General features: G+C 48.8%; 16 protein-coding genes, 3 tRNA genes, 1 other RNA gene and 1 other annotated feature. Of the genes, 15 read left to right on the forward strand and 5 right to left on the reverse strand.

From position 1 onward, the window contains the following. The first annotated feature begins 302 nt into the window (after positions 1-302). A complete protein-coding gene (gene guaB, locus KNP74_RS14485) occupies positions 303-1,766 on the forward strand; it encodes an IMP dehydrogenase (protein ID WP_034781919.1) in 1,464 nt (487 codons plus the stop codon). Positions 1,767-1,810: 44 nt separating this feature from the next. Here the strand turns inward: guaB and KNP74_RS14490 are convergent, their stop codons facing one another. The 3 genes from KNP74_RS14490 to pdxR form a co-directional block, all read right to left on the reverse strand. Beyond that, positions 1,811-5,239, reverse strand: a complete 3,429-nt coding sequence (locus KNP74_RS14490) for an alpha-amylase family glycosyl hydrolase (RefSeq protein ID WP_214764683.1) — start codon at positions 5,237-5,239, stop codon at positions 1,811-1,813. 138 nt (positions 5,240-5,377) lie between these two features. Then, the gene (locus tag KNP74_RS14495) at positions 5,378-5,992 is read right to left on the reverse strand and encodes a class A sortase (RefSeq protein WP_214764684.1); all 615 of its coding nucleotides are present in this window, start codon (positions 5,990-5,992) and stop codon (positions 5,378-5,380) included. Continuing rightward, positions 5,989-7,392, reverse strand: coding sequence for a MocR-like pyridoxine biosynthesis transcription factor PdxR (gene pdxR / locus KNP74_RS14500; RefSeq protein WP_214764685.1), 1,404 nt, complete (start codon positions 7,390-7,392; stop codon positions 5,989-5,991). The genes KNP74_RS14495 and pdxR overlap by 4 nt, the downstream gene beginning before the upstream one ends. 284 nt (positions 7,393-7,676) lie before the next feature. On the opposite strand from pdxR, the gene pdxS reads away from it, so the two are divergent. The 8 genes from pdxS (at position 7,677) to KNP74_RS14540 (ending at position 13,700) form a co-directional block, all read left to right on the forward strand. Further along, positions 7,677-8,567, forward strand: a complete 891-nt coding sequence (pdxS, locus tag KNP74_RS14505; RefSeq protein ID WP_214764686.1) for a pyridoxal 5'-phosphate synthase lyase subunit PdxS — start codon at positions 7,677-7,679, stop codon at positions 8,565-8,567. Between the two features lies 1 nt (position 8,568). Next, on the forward strand, positions 8,569-9,147 hold the full coding sequence (gene pdxT, locus KNP74_RS14510; RefSeq protein WP_214764687.1) for a pyridoxal 5'-phosphate synthase glutaminase subunit PdxT: 579 nt from the start codon (positions 8,569-8,571) through the stop codon (positions 9,145-9,147). 87 nt (positions 9,148-9,234) lie between these two features. Further along, the gene (locus tag KNP74_RS14515) at positions 9,235-10,479 is read left to right on the forward strand and encodes a D-alanyl-D-alanine carboxypeptidase family protein (RefSeq protein ID WP_371816345.1); all 1,245 of its coding nucleotides are present in this window, start codon (positions 9,235-9,237) and stop codon (positions 10,477-10,479) included. An 18-nt stretch (positions 10,480-10,497) separates the two neighbouring features. Beyond that, positions 10,498-10,705: a binding site (T-box leader), on the forward strand. A 52-nt stretch (positions 10,706-10,757) separates the two neighbouring features. Beyond that, positions 10,758-12,041, forward strand: a complete 1,284-nt coding sequence (gene serS, locus KNP74_RS14520) for a serine--tRNA ligase (protein ID WP_214764688.1) — start codon at positions 10,758-10,760, stop codon at positions 12,039-12,041. A 154-nt stretch (positions 12,042-12,195) separates the two neighbouring features. After that, positions 12,196-12,286, forward strand: a tRNA-Ser gene (locus KNP74_RS14525). Positions 12,287-12,325: 39 nt separating this feature from the next. Further along, positions 12,326-12,416, forward strand: a tRNA-Ser gene (locus KNP74_RS14530). 29 nt (positions 12,417-12,445) lie between these two features. After that, a tRNA-Ser gene (locus tag KNP74_RS14535) sits at positions 12,446-12,535 on the forward strand. Between the two features lie 166 nt (positions 12,536-12,701). Then, entirely contained in the window at positions 12,702-13,700 is a 999-nt protein-coding gene (locus KNP74_RS14540) for a hypothetical protein (RefSeq protein WP_214764689.1), read from the forward strand. 42 nt (positions 13,701-13,742) lie between these two features. Here KNP74_RS14540 and KNP74_RS14545 read toward each other — a convergent pair whose 3' ends face one another. Together KNP74_RS14545 and KNP74_RS14550 are read right to left on the reverse strand one after the other, a co-directional pair. Beyond that, on the reverse strand, positions 13,743-14,414 hold the full coding sequence (locus KNP74_RS14545) for a deoxynucleoside kinase (RefSeq protein WP_021065290.1): 672 nt from the start codon (positions 14,412-14,414) through the stop codon (positions 13,743-13,745). Continuing rightward, complete coding sequence (locus KNP74_RS14550; RefSeq protein WP_034781893.1) at positions 14,411-15,046, reverse strand: deoxynucleoside kinase; 636 nt, start codon at positions 15,044-15,046, stop codon at positions 14,411-14,413. The genes KNP74_RS14545 and KNP74_RS14550 overlap by 4 nt, the downstream gene beginning before the upstream one ends. A 121-nt stretch (positions 15,047-15,167) precedes the next feature. Here KNP74_RS14550 and tadA point away from each other — a divergent pair, with 121 nt between their 5' ends. The 6 genes from tadA to KNP74_RS14580 all read left to right on the forward strand — a co-directional run bounded on the left by tadA (position 15,168) and on the right by KNP74_RS14580 (position 18,937). Further along, entirely contained in the window at positions 15,168-15,668 is a 501-nt protein-coding gene (gene tadA, locus KNP74_RS14555) for a tRNA adenosine(34) deaminase TadA (RefSeq protein WP_214764690.1), read from the forward strand. A 53-nt stretch (positions 15,669-15,721) separates the two neighbouring features. Then, positions 15,722-15,990, forward strand: an RNA gene (gene ffs, locus KNP74_RS14560) — signal recognition particle sRNA large type. 94 nt (positions 15,991-16,084) lie between these two features. Continuing rightward, entirely contained in the window at positions 16,085-17,761 is a 1,677-nt protein-coding gene (gene dnaX, locus KNP74_RS14565; protein ID WP_214764692.1) for a DNA polymerase III subunit gamma/tau, read from the forward strand. Positions 17,762-17,776: 15 nt separating this feature from the next. Continuing rightward, positions 17,777-18,094, forward strand: coding sequence for a YbaB/EbfC family nucleoid-associated protein (locus tag KNP74_RS14570; protein WP_034781885.1), 318 nt, complete (start codon positions 17,777-17,779; stop codon positions 18,092-18,094). A gap of 22 nt (positions 18,095-18,116) precedes the next feature. Continuing rightward, on the forward strand, positions 18,117-18,716 hold the full coding sequence (gene recR, locus KNP74_RS14575) for a recombination mediator RecR (RefSeq protein WP_021065285.1): 600 nt from the start codon (positions 18,117-18,119) through the stop codon (positions 18,714-18,716). Continuing rightward, positions 18,713-18,937, forward strand: coding sequence for a YaaL family protein (locus KNP74_RS14580; RefSeq protein WP_214764693.1), 225 nt, complete (start codon positions 18,713-18,715; stop codon positions 18,935-18,937). The genes recR and KNP74_RS14580 overlap by 4 nt, the downstream gene beginning before the upstream one ends. The last annotated feature ends 366 nt before the right edge of the window (positions 18,938-19,303 follow it).

Consider the following 19,303-nt stretch of genomic DNA (forward strand, 5'->3'; position numbering starts at 1 on the left):
GCGCCGAAAGTAGTTGGGGGTCTCCCCCTGTGAGGATAGGACGTTGCCAGGCCAACGCGAAAGACGATCAAGCATCCGCTTGGTCGTCTTTTTTTGTGGATTGTCATTAAATTTTTTATTCGTAAGCGACACATACAATCTAATTCCGAACATTAAAAGATGAAAGTGAATGGAACGAACACAATTCTGAACTTTCTGAACATCGTGAATTGAATTGCACTTTCGCTCTATACCTGTTACCATTACAGAAATATTTCGAAACAAAGATTCGGGTCCGATAGGGAAAGGGGCAATCGATTTTTATGTGGGAAAACAAGTTTGCAAAAGAAGGATTAACGTTTGATGACGTGTTACTCGTACCGCGCTTTTCAAATGTCTTGCCAAGAGATGTGAGTTTGAGCACTAAACTTTGTGAAGGTCTAGAGTTGAACGTACCAATCATCAGTGCAGGTATGGATACGGTCACAGAAGCACCGATGGCCATCGCTATGGCACGCCAAGGCGGTCTAGGAGTCATTCATAAAAACATGTCGATGGAGATGCAGGCAGAACACGTCGATCGCGTTAAACGCTCGGAGAACGGCGTCATCACAAACCCATTCTATTTGACGCCTGAGCGTCAAGTGTACGATGCAGAGTACTTGATGAGTAAATACCGTATCTCAGGTGTTCCAATCGTTAATTCGGAAACCGAACGCAAATTGATCGGTATTTTAACAAACCGCGACCTTCGCTTCATTAAAGATTACTCGACAGTGATTGCGGATGTCATGACAACGGAAAACCTCGTCACCGCAAAAGTAGGGACGTCCCTTGAAGAAGCAGAACGCATTCTTCATCAACATCGGATTGAAAAATTACCGCTCGTTGATGATTCAGGTGTGTTAAAAGGTCTCATTACGACAAAAGATATTGAGAAAGTCGAACAGTTTCCGCACGCAGCGAAAGACAAACAAGGTCGCTTACTCGTTGCAGCCGCCGTCGGTGTCACGAAAGATGCCGCATCGCGTGCTCAAATCCTTGTCGATGCTGGTGTCGATGCTCTAGTGGTAGACACAGCTCACGGGCATTCAGCCGGCGTCATTGAGAAAGTAAAAGAGTTACGTGACATGTTCCCGACACTCCCGATTATTGCAGGGAATGTCGCGACAGCCGAAGCAACACGGGCTTTGATTGAAGCCGGTGCATCGGTCATCAAAGTCGGGATTGGCCCAGGGTCAATCTGTACGACACGAGTCGTAGCAGGTGTCGGCGTTCCACAAATCACAGCGGTATACGATTGTGTCACAGAAGCTAGAGAACATGGTGTCACAGTCATTGCCGATGGTGGAATCAAGTATTCAGGTGATATCGTGAAAGCAATTGCGGCTGGTGGTCATGCGGTCATGCTCGGTAGTCTTCTCGCTGGTGTGAAAGAGAGTCCAGGTGAGATGGAAATCTATCAAGGACGTCAGTTCAAAACATACCGTGGAATGGGTTCTGAAGCCTCGATGAAACGTGGAAGCCAAGATCGCTACTTCCAAGAAGCGGACAAGAAATTCGTGCCGGAAGGTATTGAAGGTCGTGTCGCTTATCGTGGCGAGTTGGCAGATACGGTGTATCAACTCATCGGTGGCCTTCGCTCAGGAATGGGTTATTGTGGGGCAGCTGACATTCGGGCGTTACGCGAAGATACGCAGTTTATCCGCATGACAGGGGCTGGCTTGCAAGAAAGCCACCCACATGATGTTCATATCACTAAAGAAGCTCCAAACTACTCACGTTAAACGAAAAACCGTTGTCTCGATTCAGAGGCAACGGCTTTTTATTATTATTTTTTAGCTTTGTTGACAAGAATGACTGTACCGCCATCATCTTGCGCAGGCAAGCTGACCGTGACTTTGCCATCTCGTTTGACCACATAGTTTCGACCACTATAGCGATCGACAAGTTTCGTCTTATACTTAAGGTTCGTTTGGAACGTAATCGTCCGCTTCGCCTCTGTCGTATTCAAGGCAACAAGGATCGAGTCCTTGCCGTGTTTTCGTTCAAAGACAGAATATCCCTTCGCAGACCCACCCGAGATAACGGCCCGTGTTCCTTTGCTAAATACTTTCGAATAGTCAGCACGAATATTGAGAAGCTTCTGGTAGTGCGTGTGCATCGCTTTGCCTTCTCCTTTGACTCGCTTCCAGTCGAAGTCATAACGGTTTTCATTGAACTCGCCTTTATCCATATCCAAGGCATGTTTTCCTGACTGACCGACCTCTTCACCATAGTAGATGACAGGTTGACCTTTCGCCGTCATTTGAAGCGAAGCGGCGACCATGTGTTTTCCTTCATCTCCTCCGGCACGTGATACGAGGAAACCGTCTTCGTCATGACTACTGAGGAACTGTCCGAGCGTCGCTTCATTCGAGAGTTGTGTGTTGCGGTATTGGAGCGCACTCTCAACGTCATCAATATTCCCATTGATGAACCGCTCAGCTTGATATTTGAAGTCAAAGTCGAGTAGCGAATCCATTTGGCCGCTCTGTAAGTAACCGCCCGTGTTGTTTACACTCGCGCCGTAATGTTCTCCAATCATCTTGAAGTCTGGTTTAAGTGCCGTTAACTCGTTTTTGAACGACTTCCATGTTGTCGAATCGACGTGTTTGACTGTATCAACGCGGAAGTAGTCGATAGTGTTACCTTTTTTCGTCTTCGAGCGTTTAACCCAATCTGTCTGCCATTTGACGAGTTGTTCACGAACAGCTGCTTCCTCTGTTTTAAAGTCTGGCAGCCCAGAGAGTGACATTTTTAAATCATCCCCATCGACCGGGTTCGAACGAATCATCCCCTCGAACGCTTTACGTTCCTGATTTGTCGGGAAGTTTGTCGCACCCGTGTCCACAGCTCCTGGTTCCATGCCGTAGCCAGGGTGGTTCAGGACGACGTCGACCATAATCTTGATGCCACGTGCGTTTGCTTCGTCGATGAGACGATGGAACGCCTTCATATCCCCAAGATGCTCATCGAGTTTTTCGAAGTTTTTCGCCCAATAGCCGTGGTAGCCGTACTGTGAGCCGTCTTTACCGTAACGAAGATCCCAATCAATGTTGTCGACGATCGGTGTGATCCAAATTGTATTGATACCTAACTTGTCCAAATAGTCGAGTTTTTTCGTGACGCCGGCAAAGTCGCCGCCGTGATACGACTCAAGATGGTCTTGGTCGTAGTATTCACCATTCGGGTTATTATTCGTTTTATCCCCGTCATAGAAGCGATCGGTCAGCATGAAGTAAATCCGAGCCTCGTCCCAATCAAATTCTTGCTTATCTTTCATGGAGACCGGTCGGACCGTCAACGATGTTTTCGTCTTATGAACGTTTCCGTATTGGTCGATCGCCGTAATCGTCAAATACTTATTGCCTGGTTTGACAGTATCTTTCACTGCAATCGTCTGTTTGTTCAGTGCCGGGTCGACCGCTAGTTTGGCTGGTCCACCGAGTGGACGGGCATCGATGTACATTTCTCGTAATTGGACACCTTTTGGCAACGTCGGCTTCACCTGGACGACCGCGTTTTCTCGAGAACTAATCGCTTTTGGAGCAACAGAAGCGGTCAATTTGACGTTGGGACGACGATATTCAACGCTCGACGCCTCAAAGTAAGGGTCTTTCACTTCAGTCGTGACACCGTCTTTCGTGACAAGGAATGTATAATCATGCTCCCCTTCCGGCAATTTTACCGTATGACGGAACCATTCGTTCTTCGCTTCATAAGTCATCGGGTATGTCGTGCCATTGACTTTTAACGCGACGCTGTCGATTTCATCGAGTTGTCCTTCTTCATACAATGCTTTGTCACGGTAGAAGAACGTGACGGCACCATCTTCAAACACGGGCCCTTGAATCGTCGGTACTTGGTGGAACGTTCCTTTTCCGCTCTCGACGACGACCTTTGTGACTCGATCATTGCCGAGTTTCACATAACGGTCTTCCCCGTAACCATCCTTCACGGCCCAATCCGTGCCTTTGCGGATGACAAAGCCTACGTTGGTCGCATCTTTTCCGACCGGGATACGGAAGACGGCACCTTCTTCAGTGATTTTGTATGGATTTACTTGGCCATCTTTGGCACCAGTGCTCCACGTCCATAAATTCCAATCGGTATAATCGTTGTCGGCCCGGACGTACAACATCTCGATGTAGCGTTGTGTTTTCCATGGATCGGCGATTTCAGTGATGGTTTTAAATGACGTCGTCAATGCTGGTAACGTCGTGTTCGACAGGTTTCCTTTCACAGCGCCCGCGGGAAGGATGGCGGTATATGTTTGATTCAAGCCGAGTGCTTCGGTCGGTGTGACGGTCACTGTCGATCCGCTCGCTTCAGCCGTGAACGGTACAGCTGTCTCGCCATTCATCAAGCTGATGTTCGAAGCGTCTAACGACACAGGCTCATTGAACGTCCAAGTGATTGGGGATTTGATGTCCACTTGTTCCGATTGATTGGCCGGTGTGACTGCTGTCACTTCGAGTTGACTGACCGTCTCGACACCGCTTAACGTGAAGGCTGGGCTATATACCGATTGTGTCGACGGAGTAGCCGAAACGTTCCAACTATCGGCGACTTTGTTGGCCGAATTACTTGGAATCGTGTCGAACGCACCATGCTCGGTAGCGTTATTCCCACTGAGTACCGTGAGGACCCGAACGGTATCCTCGTTGCTTAGGCCAAGCAGGGACAATGGGATTTTGCCTTCAAATCCTTTCGTGCGGTCAATAGCAAACGAGGCGCCGTTCAAGTTGCTTAAGTTTGCGAGTGGTGTGGATTTACCTGCTTCATACAGAGCAGCTTCTTTTACTGACGTGTCGCCATCGACGCGAAGTAAAATATGATACTGTGGTTTTTTATCGGTTTGGCTAAAGTTGAACGGATAGCCAAGCGGGTTTGTCGCTACGCCTGAATCTTGTTCATTGATTTGGAGGGCGATATTTATGTACTGACCATTGTCGCCCCAGTTCGGGACGTTGTTCGCATCCACATAAAAGTAAAGGTTACGTGCATCGTTCTGCAGATAGACGTCTCCTAAATCGAATCCTTGCCAACCCGCCTGTGGGGATGTGGCGAGCGCTGGCGTGTTCGCCCAATCCGTTTTTAAGCCATCAATCGAGATTGTCGCAGGCTCGGCCAATGCGTTCATCGGGACGCCGGCTTGGATGAGGAGAACGGATGATAAAAGTAACGTGGTCGTCTGTCGTGCCGCTTTCTTCTTCATAAAGCACCTCTTTCATGGAATGTGTCGTCTACAGGGCAACGAATTGTCAAAATTGTGCAAACGGTTTCAGTAATAGTTTAGCTGAATATGTAAGCGCTCACAATATGTTTTTTGAAAAATAATAAAAACGCCTATCGGTTAGAGAGGCGTTTGCTTCACGAAGCGTCCTTTCACAATCAACCGTTCCGTCGCATCGAACGTACACGTGACGAGCGTAATCGTCGGTTCAGTTGTTGGTTCGAGTACATCAACTTGTGTCGGGGGGACAGTCTCTAGGGAAGTAACTTCGTACTGGAACGTGTGCTTCATGTCGGTTACATAGATGGACATGCCGATGTCGAGGGTATGGAGTGGCCCGAACAGTGCGGTCGGGCTTTGCGTATAGTGGCCGGCAAGTGCGTAGTTTCCGGTCCCCATGTGCTGGGACGGATCCATCGTTCCGGCACCGACAGCCAAGTTCTCGTTATCGAGGCCATATAAAATGGGCAGTTCGAGGTTAACATCTGGAATGGAAATGAGACCCAGGGTCGGTAATTCGTGAAACCGATTGCGCACAGTCAATAGTTTTTCCCAAGATAATGGCTCGACGTTTGAAAACTCAAATTCGCCGGTTTCGGGCTGTTTCGGTTGAATCTCGGCGGTCACTTGTTGACTGTTCCACGTCGCGAGTTGATCTTTCCACCACGATTCGGATAACAGGAGTGTACCGATTAATAAGAGGAGACCACCGACGAAATAGCGTGACCGTTTCATCCATCTCTTCCTTTCTCAATGTTCCAACACGACATGAGTGCACTGACGGCAGCGGGTAATACTTCTTCAGATAAGGCGGCAAACCCGAATAAAAGCTGTGGGACCGTATCGCTTGAGTTGATGCGATAATCGGTCATCGCATTGATTCGAATACTCGCGGCTTCGGCCAGACGTTTTAATTCTTCGCTCGACTTTGTCGTTTGGACAGATAGCACAACATGAAGGCCTGCGCTCGCCCCTGTGATGGAGACAATCGGTTCGTACGGTTTGAAGGCGGCGATGATGATTTCAAGTTTACGTCGATACGTTTTACGCATCCGGTTCAGATGTTTCTCAAAATCACCGGTCGCCATAAATTCGGCCAACGTGTGTTGCTCGAAGCGGGGCACGCTGCATGTGAAGTGACGATAACGTTCCCGGTAGCGATTCAACAGCGGAGGGGGGAGCACCATATACCCGATGCGCAAGGACGGCATCAATGATTTAGAGAATGTGCTCAAGTAGATGACCCGCTCGTTTTGGTCCATGCTTTGCAAAGAGGGGATCGGTTTACCGCTATAACGGAACTCACTATCGTAATCATCTTCGATCACATACGTCTGTCGCTCTGAGGCCCAGTTGAGCAGACGTTGGCGCCGGCTGACCGATAAAATCGTTCCGGTCGGGAATTGATGGGCCGGTGTCACATAAAGGGCATCGATGGCTGCTTGCTCCACCAAGTCGACACGGACGCCGCTCTCATCGATAGGAATCGGGATGAACGTCCGGCGCTGGTGAGCAAACAGTTGCCGAGTCAGCGGATAACCGGGGTCCTCGATGCCGAACGTCGTCGTATCCGGCAGCAGTTCTAACAACTGCGGCAACAGTTGCTCGGTTCCTGATCCGACCACGATTTGTTCGGGAGAACAATGCACGCCGCGCGAATGATAGAGATAGGTCGCAATCTCTTGACGAAGGACGAAATCGGCTTGTACAGAGCCAAGTGACAGCAAATCGTGATGTTCTTCCGAGACGACTTGTTTTAAGTGCCGGCGCCAACGTTCGAACGGGAAGGCGGTCGTATCGATTTGACTCGGATATAAGTCGAAGTCATATGTTTTTGTCACCGGGAGCGGTTCGATGACGCTACTGCCGCGCCGGACGTACAGTTCTTCTTGCGGTAACACGTAGAAGCCTTTGCGTGGCAACGACTCGATGTATCCTTCCGCGAGCAGCTGAGCATAAGCCAGTTCGACTGTCGTTTGTGATACATCTAAAAACTCGCCTAACTTACGTTTGGACGGAAGTTTTGTCCCGGTGGTGAGGGTGTCATCGACGATGGCTTGTCGAATGTGCAAATAGAGTTGTTCATACAACGGGACGCTCGAGTCAGCCTCGAGTGAGAACGTGAGCATATCCATGGTGTGTCCTTTCTAGTCAGCCAAAGAAAAGATAAAGTACGAATCCGATGACGAAGAGGAGCGAGACCATTCCCGTTTTTCCAAAAAAACTGCGCTCATGCGCTTCGTCACGACTGTTCCATTGATCCATTCCATCATCTCCTTTAATCTTTACAACATTCGAGAATCAGGAAATGAAGTCCTTTGTTTAAACTGACCACTTCAAAAAATATAAAACTGGCACTTTCAATATAGTCAAATCAATTTATACTTGCAAGTAGACTAGCTTATTGGAGGGGATCCATTTGGAAAAGAGACAAGTAGGGACAGACAAAGTAAAACGCGGTATGGCCGAGATGCAACAAGGTGGCGTCATCATGGACGTTATCAACGCAGAGCAAGCTAAAATTGCTGAAGCAGCAGGTGCAGTTGCCGTCATGGCACTCGAGCGCGTACCTTCAGATATTCGTAAAATGGGTGGCGTCGCGCGGATGGCCGACCCGACAATCATCGAAGACGTCATGGGTGCGGTATCGGTACCGGTCATGGCGAAGTGCCGCATCGGTCACATCGCGGAAGCACGTGTCCTTGAATCAATGGGGGTTGATTTCATTGACGAGAGCGAAGTATTGACACCTGCTGATGAAGAGTTCCACCTCTACAAACGTGACTACAACGCACCATTCGTCTGTGGCGCGCGTGACCTTGGTGAAGCATCACGCCGCATCGGCGAAGGGGCAGCGATGATCCGGACGAAAGGTGAGCCGGGAACGGGAAACATCGTCGAAGCGGTTCGTCATATGCGTACGGTTCAAGCCCAAGTGAAACGCTTGCTCTCAATGAGCATCGACGAAGTGATGACGGAAGCGCGTGACCTTGGTGCCCCGTTTGAAGTACTCATGCAAATCCGTGAAGCAGGCCGCCTCCCGGTCGTCAACTTCGCAGCAGGCGGAATTGCGACACCAGCCGATGCGGCACTCATGATGCACCTCGGAGCGGACGGCGTCTTTGTCGGATCAGGAATCTTCAAAGCGGAGAACCCTGAGAAATTTGCCCGTGCCATCGTTGAAGCGACGACATACCATGATGACTATGAGCGCATCGCGCACTTGTCAAAAGGACTCGGCGAAGCGATGAAAGGGCTCGACGTCCGTACGCTCAAACAAGAAGAACTCATGGCACCGCGAGGTTGGTAAGATGACCACGATTGGTGTACTCGGAATGCAAGGTGCGATTCGCGAACACGTCCATATGCTCGAAGCACTTGGTGCGAATACACTCGTCGTCCGCTCGGTCGATGACTTAAATCGAATCGATGGACTCGTCTTACCGGGTGGGGAGAGCACGGCGATGCGTCGCCTACTCGATCGGTACGAATTGCTCGAGCCGTTACGTGAGAATACGGAGTTGCCGATGTTTGGAACGTGCGCTGGTTTGATTTTGCTCGCGACCGAAGTTGAAGGATATGATGCGCACTTGCGTAAAATCCCAATGACGGTCAAACGAAATGCGTTCGGACGACAAGTTGACAGCTTCGAAGTCGATTTGACTGTCAATGGAATCGATGACGCTGTCGAAGCAGTGTTCATTCGAGCGCCGCAAGTCGCATCGGTCGAAGCGAGCGTCGAGGTGCTCGCCGAGGTCGAGGAAGCGATTGTCGCGGTTCGGTATGACAAGTATATGGCCTGCTCGTTCCACCCGGAATTGACGGACGACTTGTCGATGCACCGCTATTTCTTGGACATGGTTGAAGCGACGAAGCGACAACTCGTCTGATTGAAAGGCTCTCTAGCAAATAGGGAGCCTTTTTCATGTGTTTTTTTGCTACACTGTAACGAGATACGTATAGAAAGGGGCAAGACCGTGAGACAAAGATGGATCGGATGGATGCTCGTTTGGGCAATCCTTTTAAATATGATCGTGCCGACGGATGCATCGGCGGCACCTAAAGTTGATGCGACCGGCGCGATGCTTGTGGACATGACGACGGGACAAATCCTGTTCTCACAAGAAGAGGACGCCATGCTTCCTCCGGCATCAATCACGAAGCTGATGACCGCATTTTTAGTCCGAGAAGCTATCGAAGCGGGTGACCTCAGTTGGAACCAAGAAGTGACCCCGAGCGACAAGGCGTTGGCGCTGACCCGAAAACCAGGATTGGCTCGGATTCCGCTCGTCAATAAACCGTACACGGTAAAAGAACTTTACGATGTGGCGTTGATTCGTTCCGCGAACGAGGCAGCGGTCACATTGGCCGAGGCCGTCTCTGGTTCGGAAGGGGTATTCGTGAAGAAAATGAACGAACGGGCGACCGAACTGGGCATGACCCAAACGACGTTCGCCAATGCATCGGGACTTGACTCTGTGTCAGCGGGACGTCCAGGGGAGAATTTGACATCGGCCAATGATTTGATGATGCTCGCTTTGGCGTATTTGACGAAGTTCCCGGAAGTGCTCGATGTGACGAAACAAGCGTTTGTCGACATCGACGGGATCCGCTTCGAAGCGACGAATCGGATGCTCGCCGGTCGAGATTTAGCCTATCCGGGCATGCTTGGCTTCAAAACGGGCACGACCGACGATGCCGGTTACTGCTTCATCGGCGTGTCGACGCGAGATGGACGTACCGTGCTGTCGGTCGTTCTCGGAGCGAAGACCGATCAAGGGCGTTATACTGCCACGAAAGCTCTTCACGACTATGCATATGGAGACTTCGTCTTAACCCCGATTTTACGGACAGGCGAAATCGTCCCGGCGACGCTCCATGTCGCTGAAGGTGCGGTCGAGACAGCGAAAGTGCGCACGACGTCGGCCTTTGAAGTGCTCGTCGAGAAAGGGCAGGATGTACCTGAACCGACTTACGATCTTCCGGATACGAAAGCCCCAATTGCGGCCGATCAACAGGTCGGGACCGTCACCATCGAGCCTTCTGGAAGCGTTCGGTATCTAGATGGTGAACTTCCACCTAAAGGAACGCTCGTTGCGGCCGAACCGGTTGAGATGGCGTCGTTTTTGACACGCATGACACGTGCCTTCTCGGACTTTTTAGATGAGATTCGACTCGTGCTCGGAAAACTGAGTCTTGTCGATAGAGTTGAGATGTTGTAAAGTAAAACTAATTCAATGACAGATGCAATGATGGGGAAAAGTACGTTACGGTCATCTACTGACAGAGAGCTAGTGGTTGGTGCAAACTAGTGGGATGATGTAACCGAATCGGCCTCGGAGCATTGGCTTGGAAACAAGTCACGTTACGCACACGTTACGTGCATCGAGTGGCCCGATTTCGGGCAACGAGGGTGGCAACGCGGATCCAAGGTGGTTCGTCCCTTTCCTACGGGAAAGGGGCGTGCCACCTTTTTTATGTGAAAAAGGAGGAATAATGAATGTTAGACATTAAACGATTACGAACAGATTTTGAAGAGATTAAAACGAAGCTAGCTCATCGCGGCGAGGATTTGAGTGCGCTTGACCGTTTCCCAGAGTTGGAAGAGAAACGCCGCAACTTGATCAATGAGGTTGAAGTGAAGAAAGCGAAACGAAATGAAGCGACGAAGCAAATTGCGGAATTAAAACGCAACAAACAAGATGCGGATGCACCGATTCTCGAGACACGTCGCCTCGGGGACGAAATCAAATTGCTCGATGAAGAGTTGCGTGAAGTCGAGGCCGAATTGAACTTGATTCTCCTCAGTATCCCGAACATCCCGCACGAATCAACGCCGATTGGAGAAACGGAAAACGATAACGTCACCATCCGTGAAGTCGGAACAAAACCGACGTTCGAATTCGAACTCAAACAACATTGGGACGTCATGGAAGATTTGAAAATTGTCGATGTGGAACGAGCGGGTAAAGTGACAGGCAGCCGGTTTGTCTTTTATAAAGGTCTCGGCGCCCGTCTCGAACGTGCCCTCATCAACTTCATGATGGATATGCATGCCGATGAACATGGCTATTCTGAGGTGCTCCCTCCTTATATGGTCAACCGCGACGCGATGACCGGGACGGGACAACTTCCTAAATTTGAGGAAGACGCATTCAAAGTGGCGGATACGAACTATTTCCTCGTACCGACGGCAGAAGTTCCGGTAACGAACATGCACCGTGACGAGATCATCACGGAAGACCAACTTCCAATCACGTATACGGCGTATAGCGCTTGTTTCCGTTCAGAAGCGGGATCAGCTGGTCGCGACACGCGTGGGCTCATTCGTCAGCATCAGTTCAACAAAGTAGAGCTCGTCCGGTTCGTGAAACCTGAAGAGTCTTATGAACAACTCGAGCTCTTGACGGGCCACGCTGAAGAAGTGCTTAAGCGTCTCGGTCTCCCATATCAAGTGCTCAGCATGTGTACGGCCGATCTCGGCTTCACGGCTGCGAAGAAATATGACATCGAAGTATGGATGCCGGCGCAAGGGATGTATCGCGAGATTTCATCTTGCTCGAACTTTGAAGACTTCCAAGCGCGCCGGGCCGGAATCCGTTTCCGTCGCGAAGCGAACGCGAAGCCGGAATTCGTCCACACGCTTAACGGATCTGGTCTCGCTGTCGGCCGGACCGTCGCTGCGATTTTAGAGAACTTCCAACAGGCTGACGGTTCAGTCGTCATTCCAGAAGTGCTACGTCCATATATGGGCGGTATCGAGAAAATTGAAATGCCTCACTAATGAACAAACCAACCCGTCTGAAACGGATCATTCAGGCGGGATTTTTTTGGTTTTTTTAATGTTTTTGCACAAAAGGGTTTGACATCTGCTTGCCAAGTTGATACTATAAATCATGTCGAGCGAGATGATTGCTCACCAATTGTATATGAGCTTTGGAGGTGTACCCAAGTGGTTTAAGGGAACGGTCTTGAAAACCGTCAGGGGTGTAATAGCCTGCGTGGGTTCGAATCCCACCACCTCCTCCATTTTTATTTTTGGAGGCTCAACAATTTCATATTTTTTTTGGAGGTGTACCCAAGTGGTTTAAGGGAACGGTCTTGAAAACCGTCAGGGGTGTAATAGCCTGCGTGGGTTCGAATCCCACCACCTCCTCCACTTTCTTTTTTTTACACTTTTTTAAGCCTGGAGTTGTACCCAAGCCCGGCTGAAGGGGACGGACTCGAAATCCGTTAGGAGTCGTAAGGCTCGCGTGGGTTCGAATCCCACCAACTCCGCTTGTTTTGGCATCTGCATGGGCAGATGCGTTTTTTTTATGGTCGTAGACTCCGGTCTGCGGCTTTTTTGTTTGTGGCAATCCGACGAAATCTGGCTAAGCCGCGCGTAAACCGGGAATCTACATAGAGTAGACTATAGTGGCGCGTAAGGAAGGAGATGAGCGTCATGGATTGGATTGAGATGTATATCGATGAGGTCGTACGGCATGTTCCTCCGAAACGGCGCGAGGAGGCGGCTACCTCGATTCGGCAATCGATTGAGCTTGCATTGCCCGAACATCCGACTGAGGCGGACGTGAAACGAGTGTTAGAAGAGAGTGGGCATCCAACCGTCGTTGCCGCACGTTATAAGGAAGGACAGTATGTCATCGGACCACGCTTTTTCCCAATGTATGTGACCGTAATTAAACTTGTCGTTCCAATCGTCTTAGCTGTCGTTTTCTTCGGTCTCGTGTTGTCTAGCATGCCGACGTTCTCAGGACCGCTTATGCCGACGATCGGCACATTTTTGACGAACATGTTCGATGCGCTATGGGAGGTCGGGATTCAGCTCGTGTTTTGGATTACGCTCGTCTTCTTTTTGATTGAGCGCTATGCACCTGATGATGTACCGGCGCCAGATATGAAATGGGATGTGTCCAAGCTGAAAGAACGGGTGAAGGGCGGTCGAATCAGTAAATTTGACGCAGGGTTTGGGTTGTTTTGGACAGCTGTGTGGTTTGGCGTGTATATTAACGCCGAACAGTTACTAGGGATTTATGAATCTACGAACGCGGGGTTCACGATGATCACTCCCATCTTCAATCAAACGTTCCTGATGGGTGTGATTTGGTTATTTGTGACCGTCATCTTGCTTCAAGTCGTACTTGGGGTATGGAAATGGATGAACGGACATTGGACGTATGCGCTCGCTTCGTTTAATTTGATCTACAATATTGCCTCGGCAACGTTCATCATCTGGATGGCCAGTTCCCCACAGTTACTCGACCCGCGATTTTTGAACTGGATCGAGACGAACGTTCCGAACGGCGTGCTCTCGTTCGATTGGGTATTTGGATTGGTCGTCGCCATCACGATTTTGGCAGCAGTGTTTGATTCCATCGACGGTTTCCGAAAAGCTCGGAAGACGCCGACGTACCGGAAACCTCATATCGCCCACACATAAAAAGAAGGTGCACCGCTCAAGCGAGCGGTGCACCTTCTTTACTTATCTGACTTTCGCTTCGCGAGCGATCGTCAATTGTTTCTCGATTTTCTCCAAGATGAGTTCAACCGAGTTAGGGTCATTGATCAAGTCATACTCTTCGATTGAGAGACGAAGTACAGGGCAAAGGTTGAAGTTGTTGATCCACTCCGTATAACGAGCGTACATCTCTTCCCAATATGTGATCGGTGTTTGTTGTTCCATCTCGCGCCCGCGCATTTGAATGCGGTCGAGTACTTGCTCGAATGAGCCTTCAAGATAAATGAGAAGGTCAGGGTGTGGGAAGAATGGTGTCAGTACCATCGCTTCAAACAAACTTGAGTACGTCTCGTAGTCGGTTGGAGACATCGTCCCTTTCTCATAGTGCATCTTGGCAAAGATGCCAGTATCTTCGTAAATCGAGCGGTCTTGGATAAAGCCGCCGCCGTATTGGAAGATTTTCTTCTGTTCTTTGAACCGTTCAGCCAAGAAATAGATTTGAAGGTGGAAACTCCAACGCTCAAAATCATGATAAAATTTATCGAGATAAGGGTTCGTGTCTACTTTCTCAAGTGAAGTGCGGAAGTTGAGGGCATCGGCAAGTGAGTTCGTGATCGTTGATTTACCGATTCCGACCATTCCACCGATCGTGATGATCGTATCGTTCGGAATGTTATATTTTTCATTCAGCGTCATTTGATTTTTGCTCCTTTAGTCAATTCTAATTCACGTTCGATCGTCGAGAGGACGTGCGTCAAATCATCCGGATTTTGGACGAAGTCGAGCTCATCTCCGCTAAACGAAAGAATCGTCACTTCGGGATGCGTCGCGCGGTATGATTCGATAAACGTTTCATAATCATGAGCGAGCTGTTCGAGGTAATCGCGAGACATGTTCTCTTCTACTTCACGTCCACGCAAGGCGACACGTTTCATTAACGTCTCGATGCTGGCGTGTAAGTAGATGACGACATCAGGTTTCGGCATATCGTGTGTCAAAATCTTATAGATTTGCTCATATTTGTTCAAATGAGCTGGTCTCAGGGAACGGTGAGCGAAAATTAAGTTCTTGAAAATATGATAGTCAGAAACGACGGATTGCTGTTGACTCAAGTGGTGTTTGTGGATATCGTCTAATTGCTTGAAGCGATTGCAAAGGAAGAACATCTCCGTTTGGAAGCTCCATTCGTCGATATCTTCATAAAACTTGCCGAGAAACGGATTCTCTTCTACAATTTCATTCAGCATCTGCATTGAAAAGTGCTGACTGATGATATGGGCCAGTGACGTTTTCCCGACACCAATCGGTCCCTCTACCGTTATAAACATATGATGTCATCCTCCATTATCCAAAGTGCAAGTTCCATTCTAGCATACAATGAAGTGGATAGGGCGAGCGAAATGATTTTCATTTTTTTTCATAATAAGTGATTAGAAACGGAGTGTGTATATGGAACGAGATGAACGATTTATGAGGCATGCCATTGAAGAAGCAAAGAAGGCGGAAGCAATCGGCGAAGTCCCGATCGGATGCGTCATCGTTAAAGGTGATGAGGTGATTGCCGTCGGTCATAATCGTCGGGAAACCGACTTGTTGGCAGCGGCCCACGCCGAGATGATTGCGATTGAGCAGGCAAACCAGACGCTCGGCAATTGGCGTTTAGAGGATTGTGAACTGTTCGTCACGTTAGAGCCGTGTCCGATGTGTGCAGGGGCCATCGTGCTGTCTCGTGTGAAGCGGGTCGTCTTTGGTGCCCGCGATCCGAAGGGTGGATGTTGTGGGACGCTCATGAACCTCGTTCAAGACGAACGCTTCAATCACCAAGCCGAAGTAACCGAAAATGTTTTAGCAGAAGAGTGTGGCGAGTTGCTGACGAGCTTCTTCCGAAACCTTAGAGAACGGAAGAAGCAGGCGCGGCTTGAACAGAGAGGTTGCAACCCATCTGATTAAACAGTATAATGTAATAGCACTCAACGTGGTGCCTAACTTCATTTACCCATTTGCCGTGCTAGGCGGGGAGGTAGCGGTGCCCTGTAACTCGCAATCCGCTATAGCGAGACTGAATTCCGATTCGAGGGAGTGCATTGGTGTGGCCTGTCCTCGTGTAAGTGGCGTTGACGTCTGAGTCCTGCGCAACGGTCACCCATGAACCAGGTCAGGTCCGGAAGGAAGCAGCCTTAAGTGGTGACGTACCGTGTGCCGCAGGGGTGCTTGGGCCGAGCAAACTGCATGAGTAACGCACATTGACGTGCTTTCAGAAATCGGTGCGCGGCAGATTTATTTAATAACTTCAATCTACGGCCCCAGGGTTGTAGATTTTTTTGTATGATGAAATAGAGAATGTAAGGAAGAAAGGAGGCGGGGACATGGCGTATCAAGCGTTGTATCGGGTTTATCGTCCGCAGTCGTTCCAAGAGGTTGTCGGTCAAATTCATATCACACGCACGATTCAAAATGCGTTGCTTGAGGAACGAATGTCACATGCCTATTTGTTCTCGGGTCCACGAGGGACCGGGAAGACAAGTCTGGCGAAAATTATCGCGAAAGCCATCAACTGCGAGACGGCGCCTACACGAGAGCCGTGTAATACGTGCCCGACTTGTATTGCAATCACGGAAGGGACAAGCCCGGACGTGTTTGAAATCGATGCGGCTTCAAATAACGGGGTCGACGAGATTCGAGAAATCCGGGATAAGGTCAAATATCCGCCTTCTCAAGCGCGCTTCAAAGTATATATCATCGATGAAGTGCACATGCTTTCGACAGGTGCCTTCAACGCCTTGTTAAAGACGTTAGAAGAACCGCCGGCGCATGCCATCTTTATTTTGGCGACGACAGAACCGCATAAAATTCCAGCAACGATCATCTCGCGTTGTCAGCGTTTTGATGTGAAACGGCATGAAGTCGGTCAATTGCAGACACGTATGGCATATATCTTGAACGATCAAGATTATGACTATGATCCAGAGGCGCTCAAGCTGATTGCCCGTGCTGCAGATGGTGGGATGCGCGATGCACTCAGCCTACTCGATCAAGCGCTCGCTTTTAGCGATGGCCGTTTGACCGAAGACGCTGTGCTAGAAGTGACCGGCGCGGTGACGGATGATGCTCTGCTCGATATGGCTTACGGCTTACAGCAAAAGCAACTTGATCAAATTTTGACTACGTTGGAAACGATGCTGCGTGAAGGTAAGGATTTGAAGCGATTCATTGAAGATCTCGTATTCGTTCATCGTGACGCCTTACTATTAAAGGCCTCACCTCAAGCGGTCGATTTACTCGAACGCGCTCGTCCGACAGAGACGTTCCGACAATTTGTTGAAGCGACGTCGACAGATGAGCTATTCCAAGTGATTGAAGAGTTGAATGATTGTCAGCAACAGATGCGATTATCGAATCATCCGAAAGTTTTGGTAGAACTAACGTTTATTCGTATCGCCGAACAAGGGCGGACGATGACAGAACAGATGAAACAACTTCAAGAGCAGGTCCGTGAACTGAGTCGCGAGTTGAGTGAGGTCAAAAAAACGGGAGTCCCTGCAGCGGAAGCAACAACAGAGAAACCTAAAGTTGCCAAGCGAACTCAAATTCGAGTCCCGAAGGAACGCATCCGTCAATTATTGCAACGAGCGGAACGACAGCATTTAAACGCAATACGTGATAGCTGGGAAGATATCATGGGGAATATCCGAACGCAGGATGGTCCAATTTTTGCACTATTCTATGAGAGTGAGGCTGTGCTTTGTGCTAGTGACACCTTACTGGTACAATTTAAAGATGGGATGACGTGGCACTACGAGCAAGTTAGCTCGAACGGTCGCACGCGAGACGTGATTGAACAAGCCTTGTTTGAAGTGACGGGAATTCGTCGAGAAATCATGGCCGTACTAGAGACCGATTGGGTTGAGTTGAAGAATGAGTTCATCCTTCGTAAACAAGCTGAACGTTCGGATCATAAAGAAGAGGAAGTGGTTGAAGAAGATCCACTTGTCTCGAAGGCCGTTGAACGTTTCGGTGACGTCGTTGAAATTGAAGAAGTTTAAAAGGAGGCGCTCTACATGCGTGGAATGGGAAACATGAACAATATGATGAAGCAAATGCAGAAAATGCAAAAAGATATGGCGAAAGCTCAAGAAGAATTGAAAGACTTGACTGTTGAAGGTACGGCAGGTGGCGGCATGGTAAAAGTTATCGTCAGTGGACATAAAGAAGTGCTAGATGTCATCATCGCTGAAGATGCTGTCGATCCAGATGACGTCGAAATGTTGCAAGATCTTGTTTTGGCAGCAGTTAACGACGGGATGAAGCAAGCTGACCAACTCGTTAATGACAAAATGGGACGTTTTACGCAAGGGATGAACCTTCCAGGCTTTTAAGTGAAGAAAGGAAAGATGTGAGTTGCAATACCCTGAAGCGATCGGACGTTTGATTGAAAGCTTTACCAAATTGCCGGGCATTGGTCCGAAAACTGCCATACGTCTAGCATTCCACGTATTAGATATGGAAGAAGACGATGTGCTGACGTTCGCTAAGGCTCTTGTCAGCGCTAAGCGTGATATTAAATATTGTACGGTATGCGGGCATATTACAGATGTTGACCCATGCGCGATATGTACGGATTCCCATCGCGACGAGACGGTGGTCTGTGTTGTTCAAGATTCTAGAGATGTGATTGCGATGGAGAAGATGCGAGAGTATCGTGGGAAGTACCATGTCTTGCATGGGGCGATTAGTCCAATGGAAGGGATTGGCCCTGAAGATATTAACGTATCGAGTTTGTTGACACGCCTTCAAGAGAATGAAGCGATTAGTGAAGTGATTTTGGCGACTAACCCGAATATCGAAGGGGAAGCGACTTCAATGTATTTGTCCAGGCTGTTAAAACCGACTGGGATTCGTGTAACGCGTCTGGCGCACGGTTTACCTGTAGGCGGCGATTTAGAATATGCGGATGAAGTGACCTTATCAAGAGCGATGGAAGGTAGACGCGAACTATGAGATGGTTTCGCAAACCTCTCCGAGACGGATATGACCAACGATTTTTGTTAGAGCTGTTAGATGCTAAGGAGAAGTACGAATCGAAACGTCACATACTTGAAGTGAGTATCGAAGACACTGGGGAATTAGCAGCGCAAGTTAAACAAGCGGAAGCATTGTACTTCTTTTATTTAAAAGAGGCGAAGCAACGCAAAGTTTCACTTTCGAATTTAAGATCGTAAGGCGAGATATTCCATCTCGCCTTTTTATATGCCGAATGGTTAGGTCCATTCAACGGTCACTTTTTTCTCTATATAATGAGGGAACTAGAAACGCGTTCATCATTTCCTACAAAAAACGCAGAGACTGAAAAATAATTTAAAGTTTTTCTGAAAAAGTTATTGTGCATTTAAAGTTTTATTGATATATTAATAGACGTCGCCGAGAGCGGTTTTAAAAATCTAAAAAAGATATTGACTTCTCGTTAATAGCTTGTTAAGATATTTAAGTCGTCAAGAACGACAGACGAACTTTGAAAACTGAACGATGAGGCAAAAATAAGTTTTACAATTTTTGAATGAAGCGCAAGCTTCGTCATTTTTAAAGAG

Origin of the sequence: Exiguobacterium sp. s141 (assembly GCF_018618085.1) — a bacterium.
Taxonomy (GTDB): Bacteria; Bacillota; Bacilli; order Exiguobacteriales; family Exiguobacteriaceae; genus Exiguobacterium; species Exiguobacterium mexicanum_A.